This is a genomic window from Marinoscillum sp., from assembly GCF_040222955.1.
Lineage (GTDB): Bacteria > Bacteroidota > Bacteroidia > Cytophagales > Cyclobacteriaceae > Marinoscillum.
Window position 1 is genome coordinate 801,428 of sequence record NZ_JAVKCA010000007.1, and the last position, 17,357, is coordinate 818,784.

Annotated in this window: 15 protein-coding genes; 10 read left to right on the forward strand and 5 right to left on the reverse strand. The window is 45.5% G+C overall.

Features of this window, described 5'->3' with window-relative positions:
* Window positions 1–75 precede the first annotated feature (75 nt).
* The 5 genes from RIH33_RS05400 (at window position 76) to RIH33_RS05420 (ending at window position 5,266) form a co-directional block, all read left to right on the forward strand.
* Window positions 76–867 (forward strand): hypothetical protein, encoded by a 792-nt coding sequence (locus tag RIH33_RS05400; protein WP_406650773.1) that lies wholly within the window; start codon window positions 76–78, stop codon window positions 865–867.
* Between the two features lie 264 nt (window positions 868–1,131).
* Window positions 1,132–1,830: a DUF2490 domain-containing protein gene (locus RIH33_RS05405; protein WP_406650772.1), complete on the forward strand. Its 699-nt coding sequence runs from the start codon at window positions 1,132–1,134 to the stop codon at window positions 1,828–1,830.
* Between the two features lie 130 nt (window positions 1,831–1,960).
* Window positions 1,961–2,818: an SDR family oxidoreductase gene (locus RIH33_RS05410; protein WP_406650771.1), complete on the forward strand. Its 858-nt coding sequence runs from the start codon at window positions 1,961–1,963 to the stop codon at window positions 2,816–2,818.
* A 208-nt stretch (window positions 2,819–3,026) separates the two neighbouring features.
* Entirely contained in the window at window positions 3,027–4,211 is a 1,185-nt protein-coding gene (locus RIH33_RS05415; protein WP_406650770.1) for a LamG domain-containing protein, read from the forward strand.
* 227 nt (window positions 4,212–4,438) lie between these two features.
* The gene (locus tag RIH33_RS05420; protein WP_406650769.1) at window positions 4,439–5,266 is read left to right on the forward strand and encodes an outer membrane beta-barrel protein; all 828 of its coding nucleotides are present in this window, start codon (window positions 4,439–4,441) and stop codon (window positions 5,264–5,266) included.
* A 2-nt stretch (window positions 5,267–5,268) separates the two neighbouring features.
* Here RIH33_RS05420 and RIH33_RS05425 read toward each other — a convergent pair whose 3' ends face one another.
* Window positions 5,269–6,378 carry a DegT/DnrJ/EryC1/StrS family aminotransferase gene (locus RIH33_RS05425; RefSeq protein ID WP_406650768.1) on the reverse strand — a complete coding sequence of 370 codons (1,110 nt, stop codon included), beginning with the start codon at window positions 6,376–6,378 and terminating at the stop codon, window positions 5,269–5,271.
* Window positions 6,375–6,956 carry a sugar transferase gene (locus RIH33_RS05430; protein WP_406650867.1) on the reverse strand — a complete coding sequence of 194 codons (582 nt, stop codon included), beginning with the start codon at window positions 6,954–6,956 and terminating at the stop codon, window positions 6,375–6,377. Before RIH33_RS05430 ends, RIH33_RS05425 begins: the two co-directional genes overlap by 4 nt.
* A gap of 181 nt (window positions 6,957–7,137) precedes the next feature.
* Between RIH33_RS05430 and RIH33_RS05435 the strand changes: the two genes are divergently transcribed.
* Both RIH33_RS05435 and RIH33_RS05440 read left to right on the forward strand, forming a co-directional pair.
* Entirely contained in the window at window positions 7,138–9,555 is a 2,418-nt protein-coding gene (locus RIH33_RS05435) for a penicillin acylase family protein (RefSeq protein ID WP_406650767.1), read from the forward strand.
* Window position 9,556: 1 nt separating this feature from the next.
* Window positions 9,557–9,928 (forward strand): hypothetical protein, encoded by a 372-nt coding sequence (locus RIH33_RS05440; protein ID WP_406650766.1) that lies wholly within the window; start codon window positions 9,557–9,559, stop codon window positions 9,926–9,928.
* Here RIH33_RS05440 and RIH33_RS05445 read toward each other — a convergent pair.
* Complete coding sequence (locus tag RIH33_RS05445) at window positions 9,919–10,365, reverse strand: DUF4920 domain-containing protein (RefSeq protein WP_406650765.1); 447 nt, start codon at window positions 10,363–10,365, stop codon at window positions 9,919–9,921. The two genes, RIH33_RS05440 and RIH33_RS05445, sit on opposite strands and share 10 nt — an antisense overlap.
* A gap of 168 nt (window positions 10,366–10,533) precedes the next feature.
* On the opposite strand from RIH33_RS05445, the gene RIH33_RS05450 reads away from it, so the two are divergent.
* Together RIH33_RS05450 and RIH33_RS05455 are read left to right on the forward strand one after the other, a co-directional pair.
* Window positions 10,534–10,713, forward strand: a complete 180-nt coding sequence (locus RIH33_RS05450) for a hypothetical protein (RefSeq protein WP_406650764.1) — start codon at window positions 10,534–10,536, stop codon at window positions 10,711–10,713.
* Between the two features lie 96 nt (window positions 10,714–10,809).
* A complete protein-coding gene (locus RIH33_RS05455) occupies window positions 10,810–12,060 on the forward strand; it encodes a tetratricopeptide repeat protein (RefSeq protein WP_406650763.1) in 1,251 nt (416 codons plus the stop codon).
* On the opposite strand, the gene RIH33_RS05460 is transcribed toward RIH33_RS05455, so the two are convergent.
* Window positions 12,049–12,504: a hypothetical protein gene (locus RIH33_RS05460; RefSeq protein ID WP_406650762.1), complete on the reverse strand. Its 456-nt coding sequence runs from the start codon at window positions 12,502–12,504 to the stop codon at window positions 12,049–12,051. The genes RIH33_RS05455 and RIH33_RS05460 overlap by 12 nt on opposite strands.
* 358 nt (window positions 12,505–12,862) lie before the next feature.
* On the opposite strand from RIH33_RS05460, the gene RIH33_RS05465 reads away from it, so the two are divergent.
* Entirely contained in the window at window positions 12,863–16,921 is a 4,059-nt protein-coding gene (locus RIH33_RS05465) for a hypothetical protein (protein ID WP_406650761.1), read from the forward strand.
* Window positions 16,922–16,924: 3 nt separating this feature from the next.
* Here RIH33_RS05465 and RIH33_RS05470 read toward each other — a convergent pair whose 3' ends face one another.
* Window positions 16,925–17,350, reverse strand: a complete 426-nt coding sequence (locus RIH33_RS05470; protein WP_406650760.1) for a (4Fe-4S)-binding protein — start codon at window positions 17,348–17,350, stop codon at window positions 16,925–16,927.
* Window positions 17,351–17,357 lie beyond the last annotated feature (7 nt).

The window sequence follows — 17,357 nt, forward strand, 5'->3', positions numbered from 1 at the left end:
GCTAGCTTAGTGCAGTCCAAAAAGTGTGAGACACGCCTCATACATGGGCGTTGCCGCCAATACCGCACGTTGTAAATGAACCTAGAATTTGACAAGGAATATCAGGAACACCCAATTTTCGAACAACTAAAAAATTATTCCATTTTTTACTCTAGCCTGTCATACTCAACTATGGGTTTTGCTACGATTGGAACATTAGGAATCATTAATATGGATACCTATGTGTTCACTTCAATGCAAGGAACACTTGAATCAATTCAATCGATTCTGCAGCTTGGAAGAATCAACGACTCATATGCGCTTCTCAGAAAGTTTTATGACTCAACGGTAATTAACATATATACAAACATTTACCTTCAAGAACAATCTAGCCTCGATTCATTAATTGTAGAACAAATTGAAAACTGGAGACGAGGAAAAGAAAAAATGCCCCGATTTGGTCAAATTTCGAAACATATTAACAAATCGTCGAGACTTCAATCCGTAACCGAACTCATCAATAAACAAGGCAACTACGAGAAAATTAGAGATAGATGTAACGATCATACTCACTATAATTTCTACCATAATCTTCTTATCAACGACAATGAAATCCACTTACCTGAGCGAACAAAATATCTAGATAGATTTTCCATTGATCTTAGGGATATTTTGATTCAGCACTTAGCTTATTTATTTTACTTGCAACCTCATTATATGTCGTCCAGCGATTACATGGATTATAGAGATCTTGGTCTTGAACCTCCGGAAAACTCGCAATATTTTGTGGCAACATTCATTCAAGAAATGATGAACGAGACCGTAAGAAAGCATCGTCCTGATATTTACGAGCTAATAAAGAACAACACCGAAATGGAACTAGAATAACTGGCGGTAACAGGCGATATGGCGAATGACCAAAGTGCTTATCTGAAATTTCAGTGCAACTTGACCGTGACCCTGCCCATTCTGCTAGCTTTTGTGCTTCTAGACATTTTCATCTTTCTGGCTTGAGACTTTCAGAACGCAGTGCTTTCTACAAACCTTGGAAGCTTTCCCCTTGCCGGGCGCGGCAGATTTCACTAGTTTAGCGCTTTTTTACCAGCTGTGGGCATACACCCGCTAGTTGATTATTGTGTGACATTATTCCATATGAAAAAAAGTATATTCTTATCAATAATATGTATTTCCATACTCCTTCCAAAGTCCGGAGAAGCACAGATAAATGAAGATAAATTAGGGGCATGGTATATGTATTTTTTTAATACCACTTTCAAAGAAAGCTCCTGGGGAGTTCAGGGAGACGTCCAATATCGCAACTGGAATACTGCCGGAGACCTTGAACAATTATTGTTGCGTGGAGGCATAACATATGAACCTAAAAATGCCGATGTGAAACTTACTTTTGGTTATGGGAATGTAACTACAGGAAGCTACGGATCCGATAACTCAACTACATCAGAGAGTAGAATTTACCAGGAAGCCCTATTCCCGGTTAAATTTGGCAATCGCCTCTATACCAATCATCGCTTTAGGTATGAGCAAAGGTTTGTTGAAAATCAAGATTTCAGAACACGCTATAGGTATAATTTATTTTTAAATATACCATTGAACAAAGCGACAATGGATGATAAGGCGCTTTACCTGGCCCTTTATAATGAACTTTTCATCAATGGTGAAAGAAATATAGGGAACGGAAATAGTGTGGAAATTTTTGACAGGAATAGATTTTATGTGGCAGCTGGATATGTGATTAAAAAGGAACTTAAAATTCAACTGGGAGTCATGAAACAGGCAACGGACAGTTGGCAAAAGAATCAGCTTCAATTTAGCTTCCATCAAACACTTTAACATCACCCAACACATACAAAAGCCTTAGAGTGACTGATGGCATTTATTCCCGCCCCCTCAACTACCTGTCTATACGAATTAAATGAATACCTTAGAATTCCCGATTCTTTTATACCCATAAATTCAACTGATGAAAATCGCAGTGACGTCAGCCAACGGTCAACTTGGTTCATCCATTATCAAACAACTAATCATAGAAATTGGCAGTGAAAATGTCATCGGAATTGCCCGGACGCCCAAAAAGGCGGAGCACCTCGGCGTAGAGGTGAGAAAAGGAGACTACAATAGTCGGGAGGATTTTGACCAAGCTCTGAAAGGTGTAGACAAAGTCATTTTACTTTCAGGGATGGATGCTCCGGACAAAAGAATTCAGCAACACCGAAATGTCATTGAGGCAGCAAAACAAAACGGTGTCAGGAAAATCGTTTACACCAGCATAGTGGGTGATGAAGAAAACACGGCCTTCAGCCCGGTAGTACAGAGCAATCGTCAGACAGAACAAGATGTCCGGAAATCAGGACTACAATGGGTCATCGGCAGAAACGGCATTTACATCGAGCCCGACCTGGAATATCTGGATAACTACATTCAGGAAGGAGAAATCCGAAACTGCGCTGGGGAAGGCAGATGTGCTTACACCAATCGGGGAGAATTGGCATATGCCTACGCTCAAATGCTTTTAAATGATAAGCACAATGGCCAAACGTATAATTTAGTTGGAGAACCAATCACACAGGAAAAGTTGGCCCAACTGATTAATCAGGTCTTTGACACAGATTTGACATTCAATTCCATTTCATTTGACGAGTATTTAGCTGAGAGAAAGGCAGCGCTTGGCGACTTTATTGGAACCGTCATCGCAGGAATTTATGAGGGAATTAAGAACGGCGTAAATGATGTTCCTTCCGATTTTGAAAAAGCAACCGGAAGACCTCATCAATCCCCTTTGGACATGATTACGGCTTTCAGCATAAATAACAACTCCTAACCGCGGGCCAGCTCTATATCCTCAAGCTGAACCTGTAATCGATAAGAACCAGAGCAGGGTTCCCCTGCCCCGGGAGGTCTCCAGCCGGCCTTGCACAGCTCCCTGGCACCATCCATTCCACTGGATGTGACACCCATCCCAAAACAAAAGGTAGGGTAAAATCAACCCTCCCCGTTTCATAGACAGAAACAACCAAAACGCTATCTGAATGAAACGAAAAACATTAACCAATCTCCACCCTTTATGGGTCGGTCTTATCATCTTACTAGTAAGTGCCTGCACACCCGAAGATCCCACAGCACCAGACGGCCGGGGATATATCAGCCTGTCACTATCCAACACAGCATCTTCAGGAGCTGGCAGAACGACCAGTGATGAAGACTACAAATACCTGGTGGTCTCCATCATGGATGACTCTGGTGAATATGTTCTGAACAGTGAGAAACTGGAGTTGATCAAACTGGGCGATGGTTACTTCACCGAAAACATTCAGTTTCGTGTCGGCACTTATTTTATTACAGACTTTATTGTGTTGGATGCTGAAGAAAATGCCAGGCTGATCTGTCCGAAAGAAGGTTCAGAATATGCCAGCTATGTGGAAGATCCGCTCCCGGTAAGTTTTGAAGTGATCCTGGATGAAACCATCATCAAATCTGTGGAAGTACTGGATGCCACCAGGGATACCCCTGCCGCCTACGGATACACCATTCTCACCTTCAACTACGTGGCACTGGTAAACCTGGAGGCTGGATTGTTGGCGCATTATGACTTTATTGGAGATGCTACCGACCTAAGTGGTCACGGGTTTGATGGGGAGGTGCACGGAGCCACGTTGACGGCCAGTCGCAAGGGGCATGCCAACCAGGCCTATCGCTTCAATGGCTCCACAGATTATATAGAGACATCCATTGCCGACAGTCTACTGTCCGGCCTGGAAGGCTTTAGTGTTGGATGCTGGGTGAAGTTTGACTCGCTCAATAACAACAGGCAGGAGATTCTCTCCAACTCGCGCGACGGTAATGCCATGTTTTTACAACGCATTGAAGACAACCAAATCGCCACAGGGGTTTACACAGCAGTGGACAGTGTCACTTATGCCTGGACTGGCGTCAAAGTGGGAAAAAACCTGCTGACCATCACACAAAATACCTGGTACCACTTCGTGACCGTCTATGATGGCCAGACGATGAGGCTCTACCTGAACGGCAATGAGTTGGCGGCAGATGAGGGGTCAGGTACCCTGGCTCGTCAGGGTACGCAGGCCCGTACCATCAAGCTGGGTAGTAATGCAGACCGACGATCTGATTATATGCTGGAGGGCGTACTGGACGAGGTGAGGATATACTCCAGAGCACTCAACCCCTATGAGGTACAGGCGTGGTATTCTCTTTAATTCGGGTTTAAACAACCAGAGAAAGGCTGTTTCACTCCGGTGGAACAGCCTTTTTTGAGGTGGTTAAAGTACCTTTTTACGTCTGTGGGTCACCCGGGTAAATCCACGAAACATACCTGCTGAAACGGCTATCATATCCTAATCCACAGCAGCATCCCTCATCTCAATCCACCATTCTCACCGTTTTCAATTCACCATTCAATAATTTTCCCTTATTTTGACACCGGATGAAAAAACAGGCCCTCATTTACATTTTCCTTTTACTCTTAGGGTCGCTCACTATGGCACAGGACTTCCTCTCCTGGCAGATGAACGACCGCTACTTTACGGCCCAGGCTGGCTTTGGCTTTGCCTCTTACCGTGGGGAGCTTAAGCACAATGGCAGCATCCAAAACGAAATTTCTAACCTCAGTCTGGCAATGGAGGCCCGCCTGCTCCCCAAAGTGGGGACCCGGGTAGAGCTGGGCCGATACAGCATCAGAGGCCATGACAAACATGCACCTGACAGCTCATATGCGCAGCAGCGAAACCTCTCTTTCAGTTCCTCCAATTATGAGGTCAGTGTGCAGGGCATTTTTTATATGAAAAAATATGCCGGGGCCTATTACAAAAGACACAAAGTAGACCCTTACCTGCTCGCTGGTGTTGGCGCTACGTTTATCAGCCCCACTGCGGAGCTCGCTGGTGAGCAGTATAGCCTATATGACATCCAAACGGAAAACACCGAATACAGCAGGTTTACAATGATCTTCCCGGTGGGTGCCGGTCTTAAATGGAAAATCAATCCATTCCTGAACTTTGCCACTGAAATCACCTACCGATTCACACTATCGGACTATCTGGATGATGTCTCGGGCAACTACCCTCAAAACCCGGGGCCGGGTGCAGATCTTCTTTCCAACCGCAAGGACGAAGTGGGTGTAATTAATCAGGAAGCCTATGACCGGCTGGTAGCCGGTGCTCCCAGAGGAGATCAGCAGGACAAAGATGCCTACCTGTTTCTGAACCTGAAATTTGAATTTTTTCTTCCGCCTGGATTGTTCAAAGGAAAATAAGCCTAGACCTTCTCCAGCACCCCTATCACCCGGCTCATCTCCTGAAAAGTGAGCCCCGCACCACTTGGCAGGCATATCCCCTTCCTGAAAAGATCCTCAGCCACGGAGCCACCCACATACTCAGCACCAGAAAACAGCGGTTGCATGTGCAGGGGTCTCCAAAACCTGCGGGCCTCAATGTTGGCCGCTTCAAATCGCCGGATCAGCTCATCCACGCCTATTTCATGATCCATTACACAAGGATATACCCAGCCATTAGCTCCCGACACCTCCTTTGGAGTCAGCCATGGCAACCCTTTGAGTGCCTGGTGATAACGCTGAAATCTGGCCTTTTTTCGTTCCATAATCTCATCAAAACGACCCAGCTGCGCCAGCCCAAGTCCCGCGAGGACATTACTCAGCCTGTAATTGAAGCCCATTTCTTCATGGAGGTAATGATTGGCCGGCATTTTAGCCTGTGAAGCCAGGCTTTGCGCACGCTGATGATCAGCCGCATTTTTGCAAATCAGTGCACCACCTCCACCTGTGGTTATGATCTTATTACCATTGAATGAGAGTGCAGCAAAATCCCCCACCCCTCCTACAAATCGTCCTCCGGAGCTGGTCGTACCCAGTGCCTCAGCAGCATCCTCTATCAGCTTCACCTCATATTGAGCACATATTTCCGCGATCTCTTCTATTTTGGCCGGCTGGCCAAACAGGTGTGTCACAATTACAGCTTTTGGAAAAGAGGCCTTGCCCTGTGTTGCCTTCAGGTAGTCATTTAATAAACCCGGGTCGAGGTTCCACGTATCTCGTTCACTATCCATGAACACCGGCACACCTCGTTCGTAGCTTACCGCGTTGGCTGCTGCCACAAAAGTAAACGACCCCACAATCACCCGGTCACCGGCACCCACACCTGCCAACCGTACGGCCAGATGCAGGGCGGCGGTGCCTGAGTTCAGCGCCAGTACATTTGGATATTGGAATTTTTGGGAAAGTGACTCCTCAAACTGATCGAGCTGCGGCCCCACAGGGGCGATCCATCCCTGACGAAGCGTATCCATCACTGCAGCCATCTCAGTATCCGAAATATAGGGTGGCGAAAAATAAATGCGCTCCTTGCTCAAGGTGATTCGGAGGTTTTGATCTGCACGGCATGGTAATCGGACTCCCACCACCTTGCCAGCTGAATAAAGGTCCTGAAAAAGATCTTCACATCCAGCCCAAAAGAGCAATGAGCAACATAATACAAATCCAATTCCATTTTCGCTTTAAAATCAAGTGCATTGCGCCCATTCACCTGCGCCCAGCCAGTAATACCTGGCTTCACCTCATGCCGGCGGTGCTCTTCTGCCGTGTATTTTGGCAGGTACTCCACCAAAAGTGGTCTGGGGCCAATGAAACTCATCTCCCCTTTTAAAATATTGAATAATTGTGGCAGCTCATCCAGTGATGTCTTCCTGAGAAGCTTGCCAAACGGAAACCGGTCATCAGGCGCATCACTCATGGAGGTAAACTTCAGCATCTTAAATAACCTCCCCCCCATACCCGGACGTTCATGAGCAAAAAAAATCGGGCGGCCCGACAAAAAGAGCCACAAAGCAATAGCGACCATCAGGGGTAAAAGCACCATACACAGCCAACCGGCCATCAAAAAATCAAATGACGGTTTTATATATCTAAAGTATTTTGAGCGCTTGTCCATACTGATGCCTCCAAATGTATGCAATCTCCTCTTTTCTTAATATTTTTCCGATCTGAAATAAAGGCGACACCCGATGATGACGGGCCCGCCTTCACCTGTATTCATTGAGAGCTGAGAAGAGCCCGCCGCACTGAAACATTCCTCTTCCACAGGTTTTGATGAATCAAATGACCCATACACGATGAAGACATTTCGTTTTATTTTCTTTCTTACCATAACCATTGCCTTGGGTGTGTCTCTGAACACGCGGATAGCCGGGGTTCCGCCGTTGGGCAAATTTCTGAGCCCGTTTCACGGCTTCTGGCAAAATGCAGAAGAACCAGGAATCAACTATGAAGAAACACTGGATATGGAAGGGCTGACTGCCCCGGTGACTGTCTACTATGACGAGATGCGCATTCCACATATCTATGCTGAAAATGAAACCGACCTCCACAGGGTGCAGGGATACCTCACCGCCAGGGACCGGCTTTGGCAGATGGACTTCTTTTCCAGGCTCGTTTTTGGCAGACTTTCGGAGGTTCTGGGTGAACGCACGCTTAATTTCGATCGATTCAACAGGAGAATTGGCCTGAAAAAAATGACCGAAGACCTGCTCGTGACCATACAGTCCGATCCTGACCTGCTGCCGGTACTCAATGCCTACAGCGATGGTGTGAATGCCTATATAGACCAACTCACCTATGCGCAGTACCCACTGGAATTTAAGCTACTGAACTACAAACCTGAAGCATGGTCGCCGCTGAAGTCTTGCCTGGCCTATGCCATGCTCAGCAACACCCTCTCCAGAGGTGAGTCTGACCTGGAAAACACCAATGCGCTCGCCCTCTTTGGTCGGGACATGTTCAATATGCTATATCCGGATCAGCTCGGTAATCTGGATCCGGTGATCCCTAAAGGAAAAAAATGGAGTTTCGATCCCCTCAAAGTCATCAAACCCACCCTGGAGTACCCGCTTACCAAAACCAAAAAGACGATCGACAAGCCACATCCGCTTAACGGCAGCAACAACTTTGCCGTATCGGCAAGTAAATCCAAAAACGGTCATGTCATGCTGGCCAACGAGCCCGATCTGGAGCTGACTCTGCCTTCGATATGGTATGCCTATCACCTTCACGCCGATGATAAGAATGTAATGGGTGTAACTGTTCCTGGTACTCCTGTCATCCTCATTGGCTTCAATGACAGCATCTCCTGGGGAGTGACCAACTCACCACGTGATCAGGTAGACTGGTACTCTATTCAGTTCAGGGACGAAAACCGCAATGAATACCTGTATAACAACCAGTGGTTCAAAACAGACAAGCAGCTGGAGGTATTCAAAATTGCCGGAGGCGCCACCTATACTGATACCATTGTCTATGTGCATCATGGCCCGGTGGTCTATGACCGTAATTTCTTTCCGGAAAATGGCAAAACCAACTACGCTATGAAATGGATCGCTCACTATCCGAGCACCACCATCAATGCCATGTATGAAATCAACAAAGCCAGAAACTATGAGGATTTCACCAAAGCCATGATGAAATTTCAGGGGCCTCCTCAGAATTTCATGTTTGGCTCCGCCAAAGGAGACATTGCCGTCTGGCTGCCCGGCAAATTTCCCGTGAAGTGGCGCGAACAAGGCAAATTCCTGATGGATGGATCAAATTCCACCTACGAATGGAAATCATACATTCCATTTGAGCACAGCCTTTTTGCAAAAAATCCGGAAAGAGGATTTCTCAGCTCTGCCAATCAGCATCCTGTGGACACGCTGTATCCCTATTATATCTATGATCACAACTATGAATATTACCGTGGACGCCGGATCAATGATCGGTTGAGGATCCTCAACGACATGCTGCCGAAGGACATGATGAAACTTCAGAACGACAACTTCAACTACATGGCTTCCGAAAGTTTGCCGATGATGTTGGATTATCTGGATACGGGCAGCTTCGACACCCAGGGCTGGAACTACTACAAAACACTGAGCGAATGGGACTATTTCAATGAACCATCACTGAAGGCTCCTTCAGTTTACCAGCTTTGGTGGGATATCCTCTATCAGCAGATCTGGGATGAAGTGGATACAGTATCCATAGCCATAGACAGGCCCAATAAGTACGTTACCATTGATTTATTGAAGCGGGATTCGTCCCTGGTATTTGCTGATATCCTGTCCACCGACAGGAAAGAAACTACCCGGGACCTCATCAACCTGACCTATCAGAAAGCGATCGATTCCCTGGATATACGCATGTCTGAGAATGACGAAGACCTGAGTTGGTATACTTTTAAAAACACCACCGTCCGTCACTTGCTCCGTCTGGATCCCTTCTCTGTGGATCAGGTGCGTGTGGGTGGATATGCCAGCATTGTGAACGCGGCCAGCAAGGGACACGGCCCGTCGTGGCGTATGGTGGTGGAGATGGATCCGGCAGGCACTAAAGCCTGGGGTGTATACCCGGGCAGCCAAACAGGGAACCCGGGCAGCCCACTGTATGGTCACATGATCTCCCGCTGGGCTACAGGGGAATACTATCCACTACTCTTTGGCCCGGACATTAAAAATTCGGATCAGGTGATTTTCACTCAAACCATCCAACCTCAATAAGATGAAGTTAATAGCAAGAATTTTTCTGATCATCATTTTTACTTACGTATTGTCATTTGTTCTGCAGTGGTGGGTCATCATTGCCATCTCCTTTATCGTGGGATTTGCGCTCTATGGCAATGGCTTCAACGTATTTATTTCCGGATTCTTAGGCGGAGGTTTGCTTTGGCTGAGCTACGCCTGGTACCTGGACATTAAAACCAGCGCTATTCTGTCTGAGAAAATCGTAGAACTCTTCCCTTTCAACGACAACATCTTTCTCATCATTGGTACAGGAGTGGTTGGTGGTCTATGCTCGGGATTAGGTGCATTGACCGGAAACAGCTTTCGACTGATGTTTGTGAAGCGAAAGACCAAAAGCTTTTACAGCTGATCGTCTTTTGCGATCAGCACACCGCTGGCGATTACAGAAACCTGGCGTAAGTCTGCATTTTCATCAAAGGGCTTGCCGGCATCCTCGGCATAGTGTCTGGCTGTGGCCTCATCCAACACTTCTGACAGTGCTACACCTTCTATCACCACCTTTTTCCCGGCAGCATCTTTGGGCACAAAAAACCCATAATCCTTAAAAGTCACCCGTACAGCGCTTCCATCGGCAGATTTCAGGGTCATCCAGCACCCTTTCATCTGGCAAACTTCAGCAATCTCTGCCTCAAACTTTACCGAAACACTGTCTGAAGAATTGACAGCACTCACCATCTCCACGGTACTCACAGCAGAGCGGGAGTTAATCTCATTCCCGAAAGAATCCCAGGCGGCCTCCTTAGTTTGGCAAGCTGAGCCAAAACCAATGAGTACAACGCAGATCATACGAAATACGACCCCATTCGTGGATAAAAGTCTTGATATGTTCTTTTTAATGTTCACAAACAACTGATTTTAAGGATTTTAGCTGTGGATCGATTGTTCAATACTCGAACCGTTAAGCAAATTATAAATGAGTAAATTTATACTTTATTAACCAAAAAAAACCAAGTTATGAACAATTCAAGAAACATTCTCGCATTAGTATTATTAGCAGTAGGTATGACCTTTGGTGCTTGCTCTCAGGACGACACCATGGACGAGCTGATTGACAACACAGAAATCAATAGCCCGTCTCCATCTGGAAGCGGAGATAGCGGAAGTGAAACTGAGCCTCCAACTGGTGGCGGTTGATTCACCGAGAAATAAATCAAATTCATCTAAAAAGTCGTGACAACTTTCACGACTTTTTTCTACCTTTAATTCCGTTATTAACCAAAGTAATAACTTTTGAGGGTAACCATCATATTATTATTCGTTTTCAGCACATTTTCAGCGTTTTCAGAGGACCTTTCTAAGGCCTACGAAAACGTAATGGATATATACCGTCAGGGCGATTTTCCAATAACTAGAGAAGCCGCGCAAAATTTTCTGGAAGTAGCCAAGGCCAAGGAAGACATCTTCTATATGGCTAAGACCTACTACCTCCTGGGATACGTATGTTCTCAAACTGACGACTTTGGCAATGCCATTATTTACTACCTGGAAGGCGCGCGCCATGCGGAAATCAGCGAAAGAGAAGATTTGGAAGGCAGCCTGATTGCCATATACAAAAACCTTGCAGTCATTCTTGGTGATTACGGTCATTACGAACTCTCCCACAAATTTATCAATGAAGGTCTGAGGGTGGCCGGAAAACGAAAGGATGAATCCCAAATCATTGTCCTACTCAACAACAGGATTCACGAGCTACTCGAAGAACAGAAGATGGATCAGGCGCTGGTTCAGATTGATTCCTTGCTCAATAACTTTCAGGTTTCAGAGCAAAGGCGGATTGTAATGACCAATAAAATTGGAGTAGCCTACAGCAGCCTGGGTGAAAACCGAAAAGCGCTGGAGTATTATGGAAAAGTGATAGCAGCCGGACCGGAAATTTCACCTGAAACCTATGCCTTGAGTGTACAAAACGCAGGCACTATCCACCTTGATGAGAAAGAGTACGACAAAGCAATCTCCTTTTACCTGAAGGCTTATGAATTCAACATTGATAAAGGTTTTATCCTGAAGGAGCTCCGCACCCTTGAAAAAATGGGGCAAACTTATTCTGAGCTTGGCGATTATGACCAGGCCCTCCATTATTATCAAAAGGCCATTGATCTGATTGAAGCCGGTCATCAAACCCCTACATCTTATGAGATCTTCAGAGAAGTGAGCAAAGTATATAGCACGCTAGGAGCGTATGAAACTGCTCTGGAATATGGCCGCCAATACAGTGAGCATCTGGAGCAATTCATTGCTCAGCAAAAAGAAATTGAGGAATTGGACAAAAGGTATAACATTCAACTCCTTACAGACAGGTACTTTGACTTGCTGGCTGCCAATACTGAAAAACAGGAAACTGAGCGGATGGCCAAATTCGGGATTGCAGGTAGCAGCCTTTTCTTCCTCGCACTGTTACTTATAGTGCTTTATCGCAACCACCGGGTGAAAAGGGAAATAGAAAATCAACTCAAATCGATTGAGTTGCTATCAGAAGTCTAAATTCAATTTGTTTCTCAACACTTCCAGAATCTTATCCTGCTTCACATACAGTGCCGCAATCTTTTCCTTCTGTTTCATGTTTTCAGACAACAGCGTGCCGATCAACTCCGACAATTCCTCAAGGGATGGACTCAGACCAATTTCTTCTCTCAGTGAACTCACGAGTGACACAATGCGGTCTTCGATGCTGGCATATCCGGTATCAAGGGCAAAGTTGTTTTCTTTCTCCTTCCAGATTTCTCCCTCACCCTTCAGCAACCAATTGGCATTGATTGCTTCATATGCCATCAAAATTTTCTGTAATACGTCGAAACTGGGTTTGCTTCTTCTTCCTTTGATGATGTTGTAGATCACAGGACTTTTCACACCGATATTGTCTGCAAAAGAATTGGGATTCGTATGCAGCTCTCCAATTAAATCTGATATGCGATCATTAATTGCCATATGATACACCAAAAATAAGCAAGTTCTTTTGAAAAAAAGAAGGGTTACTTTTCGTAACCCTCCCTCATTAAGAACCAGCTATGGAAAATAGATACTCACTATCTATGATGCTAATTTACTATCATTTGATAGTACTCCAAAGAAAAATTGATCTTTTTTTTATCGAAAGTTATATCAATTGATAAAAAAAGGCCGCACATGACGTGCAGCCTTATTTTCCACCGCTGATTCCTTAATGAGAATCGAATTCAAAGTAACGGATTTTCACAAAATTTCAAAGGCACCTCCGTTAATAATTATTTCAAACTGGCCATCGAGGTGAAACAAATGATCATTTTTATTAATTACTTTGTGATCCATGAGCCGCAATAATGTGAAAAAAAACATCGTCCTCAGAAGAAGGGTCTTTCTGGTATTGGCGTTGCTTTCTGTTCTTCTCCTCCTTCATTATTTCCTCTTTGTATACGGCTCATCCTTATCCGGAGAGATTCTCAAAAAAATTGTTCTCGAGCAAAGCCAGGACACCTACGAGTTGGACTATGATAAGCTGGACATCTCCCTGTTGGACAAACGACTGGACATCATCAATCTTACCCTGCTCCCCAACGCAGAGAAGTCGCCTGATAGCCTGAGACATCTCTACGAAGTGCGTGTCCCTGATTTATCCATCACGCTGAAATCCATCCTCGGTATTTACACCCGAAAAGAGTTGCTGTTTAAGAACATAGCCATCACAGATCCGGCCATCAAGATGATTAAGGTCAATCCCGGGAAAAAACGAGAAACCTTTTCGATGGAAACAGGTGACCTCTATCAGCTCATCAATAGTTACCTTTTGAAGTTTTCCATTGACAGCCTGGGGGTGAAAAGTGGATCAGTTCGCTATCAATCCAACATGCGCGACAACTTTGGAATTTTGCTAAACGACATTGATTTTCAGGTTCAGAGCCTGATGATTGATTCCACCAGAAGCAAAAACTTCTTCTTCACTGAAAACATCAACCTGATTTTAACCAATCAACATTTCAATCTGGCAGACAGCCTGCATTACATTGCATTTGACCAATTTTCGCTCTCTACCAAGTCACAGAACATTCTCTTTAAGAACCTAAGGCTCAAAGAGCGAACGGATCGTCCGGACACAGAGATCAAAGGCCTCAACCATTACAACATTGAATTTCCGGAACTCAACTTTCGTGGGCTCAACTTCCCCAAAGCTTATCGGGACAACGAGCTCTTTCTGGATTCTGTGCGAATCGTTAATCCTTCCATATCCATCCGTAAAACCGGGCTTTCGGCATCAGGTAATGACATTCCAAGCTTGATTTATTCTATTTTCAATAAAATCAAAATTGGTAAACTCTACATTGATGATGCGGTGACAAGCATCAATATGGAAGTCGGCCATAGCAATCGCACCATCAAATCCGGCAACAGTACCCTGGTGATAGAAGAATTCATCCTTGACTCTACCAATGTTTTCGGGCAAAACCATACTTTTTTCTCCTCTTTGCAAATGATCTCCCGAGATCACTCTTTCTTAATGCCCGACAGCAGTCACTTTATCAGCTTTAAAGACCTACATGTTTCCACCAGAGACTCCACCTTGCGCGTAGAAGGCATTTCCATCATTCCTCTGAGGGATCAGGAAATTCTCCCTTATTGGGTAAATGCCAACATACCGACTCTTGCCCTCACCGGACTCGACTTTAATCAATTCTCGACCGGGGGCGTTTTACTCCTCAGGTCTGCCAAAATAGAAAGTCCCGAAATCAGGCTAAACATTAACCCTACAATAGAAAAAAATCAAACGCCTGAGCGGGCCGGTTTCATCAAGCAGTTGATCGCCAAAACCCTTGAAATCCCACAAGCCGCTGTCCATATTACCAGCGGTGATCAAAAGTGGGAAGCGGATGAGCTCAACATCGGTCTATCGGATATCAACCTTCTGCCAGAGTCAGTCAGGAACCTGCACCTGCTGGACCACATGAGAATCGATCGTCTCCAGTCCGGCCGCATGCAGTTTTCCCACCGGGACTTTGCACTGTCTGTGACTAAATCGGCGGTCAGCGAAAATCGAAAAAACATCACCCTTTCAGGGGTATATTATAAGGCTACCGCAAGTGCGTACCCGTTGAAGGTTCATGAAGCATCCCTCTCCGGATTCGACCTGTTTGCCTTCACTGAAAAAAGAGCAATTATTTTCAAAACCCTGAGCCTTACCAAGCCTCTTATTGAAATAGACATAGCCCGGGGACCAAGGGATAATGATTTTTCGCAACTGGAACACCTGGCATTCAGCAAGTTTTCTGTGATCGGTGGATCTTTAAAAGTACATAACGGACCCAGGGAAATTTCACATGCCCATGGGGTGACAGGTAGCCTCAACAAGTTCAGGTTTGATTCTCTTACCGAAGAGTATTCGTTTGGAATTGGTCTCACCATTGACTCGGCTGATCACCTCTTTGCTGACTGGAACCATCGCATTCAGGGCACAAATCTCAAACTTTCTCAATCCGGTACCACCATTGATGCAGATTTGGTGAAACTACTCCCAGTAGAGGCCCTGCAGGAAACCACTCAGCATGTAGAAGGTCGTCAACTGCATTTGGAGGGGATTGACTTTCAGAAACTCATCAACAACAAACAACTGCATTTCTCCAGGGGAGCAATCAAAGACAGTGACCTGAACCTCAAAATCCCCACATTGTCACCTGATGATCGACCAACAGCTGATCAACAGGTGAAATTTGAATCTTTTCTCTTCACGAATGGGAAGCTCCAGCTGGTCCTTCCCGATGGCCAGCTTTCCGTTTCGGTTCCGCAGTTTGACCTTTTGATCGAAGATATGAGCCTTGATTCGGAAAGCAAACCACTTTTTGCGAGAAACTATGACTTGAAATCCCACAGTGCCACCATCTCAATCCCGCAGCTAGAAGATGACATCCAAATGGAGTCCATTGTCCTGCAAACAGCAACCGGATATTTCAGTTGTTCTGATCTCCACCTCGGACAATCCAACTCCTTTACGGCCTCCATCCCTGATTTGAAACTTACCGGACTGGATATCAATGAGTTAATTCAGAAAAAGGTCATTGACATTGACACCTTAGCACTGACCTCTCCCACCCTTACTTTAGGGAAATTTGCGGACGAAAATAATGTTCGGCTACCTGATACCCGAGTCAGGTTCACCAGGATCAGTGACGGATCTTTCGCACTGCACCACCCCAAAATAAGCCACCAGGACAGCCTTTATCTCCGTCATTTTGCACTGACAGTTGATCAACTCGATTACTCCTCCGACAAAGAGATCAAGCTATCCATCGACCTCTTTGCATCGATCACTTTCTCTGGAGAATCACTCGAATACACCTTGCCCGACAGCCTTTTCAGAGTGAAGATCAAAAATTACAGTTACGATCATCACTTGAAAAAAATCGACCTCAGAAATCTAAGATATGAGCCTATTTTTAACAGAGGTGAGTTTCAAAGTAAAATTGCCTATCAACAGGATTGGTTCAACGGCACTCTCACACACATGGAGTTGCTGGGTATCGAAATGGACTCACTTCTTTTCAGAGAAAAACTTCAGGCCCGTGTAGTCAATCTGAGGGGCCTGGACCTGGATACCCACCGCGACAAAAGGTTACCCAGAGAAGAAGGCCTTTATAAAGCGCTGCCACAAACGCTCTTAAGGTCCACATCTATGGGTGTGCGGATAGATACCATCAACATAAGCTCGTCCTACGTCTCGCATTCCGAATTCTCAGAAAATGGGGAGCTGCCGGGTATCATCTTCTTCAGAGACATCAGCGGTTCACTAACCAACCTCACCAACGACCCAACCAGAATTGCCAACCAGGGAGTGATGATTTTCAAAACCAGGGGCACGCTTATGAATAGCGGTGATTTCCTTTTTCAGGTGAAGTTTGATCTGGCCAGTGAGCTTGATCTGTACACCGCAAATGGTCGGGTAGGAAACATGGATTTGACAGAAATGAATCGATTTCTTGAAAACACCGCATTCGTACAGATCAGGGATGGAATGAGTAAATCGGTGACCTTTTCTTTTGAAGGGAATGAGGACTATGCTGTGGGTGAAATGCGCTTCTACTATGACGATCTCAAGCTTTCAGTTCTCAACCATGAAACCCTTCAGACCAAAGGGCTGGGTGTATCTATGAAATCCTTCTTTGCCAATACTTTTGTTGTCAACACCAGAAATCCGCACTTTCTGTTTGTCCGGGAAGGAGATATTTTCCATGAAAGAGACCAATCCAAATCGATCTTCAATTACTGGGGAAAGGCCATGCTAAGCGGAGTAGTCAGCAGCATTGGTGCCACCAATAACAAGAAGGAAATCAGGCAAAAGAATGAAGAAATCCGTGAGGAACTGGAGAAAAGTAAGGACTAGTGGCTAACCCTCGAAACCGATCTTTTTATGTGTGCCGTCGCAGAACGGTTTGTTGGAAGATTCTCCGCAGCGACAAAAAGCGGTCACCTTGTTCTTAATGGCCTCAGTGCCATCTGTCATCTTCACTTTCAGGTTTCCATACACCATCAGGGGGCCATTGGGCGTTACCTCCACTATCTGTTCGTCAGTGATCACCTCCCGCTCTGCTGGCTTGCCGTCTGCATTGAGGTAATAGGACAAAGCTCCTGACGGGCATTTGCTCACTTGCTCCACTATCCGGTCAGTTGGAGCCCCCTGGGCGTTGATCCAGGGCCGCTCATTGGGATTAAAAACCTCCGAAAGGCCATGAAAACATTTTTCTGAATGAATGCATAGATCAGACTTCCAAACTACGGTTACTTCTCCGTTTGTATATTCTTTTGTTGCCATGGCATGA

What these genes read in the sequence shown, in the direction of transcription:
- RIH33_RS05400 (WP_406650773.1), top strand. Translation starts at nt 76, where the DNA reads ATGAACCTAGAATTTGACAAGGAATATCAGGAACACCCAATTTTCGAA.
- RIH33_RS05405 (WP_406650772.1), top strand. Translation starts at nt 1,132, where the DNA reads ATGAAAAAAAGTATATTCTTATCAATAATATGTATTTCCATACTCCTT.
- RIH33_RS05410 (WP_406650771.1), top strand. Translation starts at nt 1,961, where the DNA reads ATGAAAATCGCAGTGACGTCAGCCAACGGTCAACTTGGTTCATCCATT.
- RIH33_RS05415 (WP_406650770.1), top strand. Translation starts at nt 3,027, where the DNA reads ATGAAACGAAAAACATTAACCAATCTCCACCCTTTATGGGTCGGTCTT.
- RIH33_RS05420 (WP_406650769.1), top strand. Translation starts at nt 4,439, where the DNA reads ATGAAAAAACAGGCCCTCATTTACATTTTCCTTTTACTCTTAGGGTCG.
- RIH33_RS05430 (WP_406650867.1), bottom strand. Translation starts at nt 6,956, where the DNA reads ATGGACAAGCGCTCAAAATACTTTAGATATATAAAACCGTCATTTGAT.
- RIH33_RS05435 (WP_406650767.1), top strand. Translation starts at nt 7,138, where the DNA reads ATGAAGACATTTCGTTTTATTTTCTTTCTTACCATAACCATTGCCTTG.
- RIH33_RS05440 (WP_406650766.1), top strand. Translation starts at nt 9,557, where the DNA reads ATGAAGTTAATAGCAAGAATTTTTCTGATCATCATTTTTACTTACGTA.
- RIH33_RS05445 (WP_406650765.1), bottom strand. Translation starts at nt 10,365, where the DNA reads ATGATCTGCGTTGTACTCATTGGTTTTGGCTCAGCTTGCCAAACTAAG.
- RIH33_RS05450 (WP_406650764.1), top strand. Translation starts at nt 10,534, where the DNA reads ATGAACAATTCAAGAAACATTCTCGCATTAGTATTATTAGCAGTAGGT.
- RIH33_RS05460 (WP_406650762.1), bottom strand. Translation starts at nt 12,504, where the DNA reads ATGGCAATTAATGATCGCATATCAGATTTAATTGGAGAGCTGCATACG.
- RIH33_RS05465 (WP_406650761.1), top strand. Translation starts at nt 12,863, where the DNA reads ATGAGCCGCAATAATGTGAAAAAAAACATCGTCCTCAGAAGAAGGGTC.
- RIH33_RS05470 (WP_406650760.1), bottom strand. Translation starts at nt 17,350, where the DNA reads ATGGCAACAAAAGAATATACAAACGGAGAAGTAACCGTAGTTTGGAAG.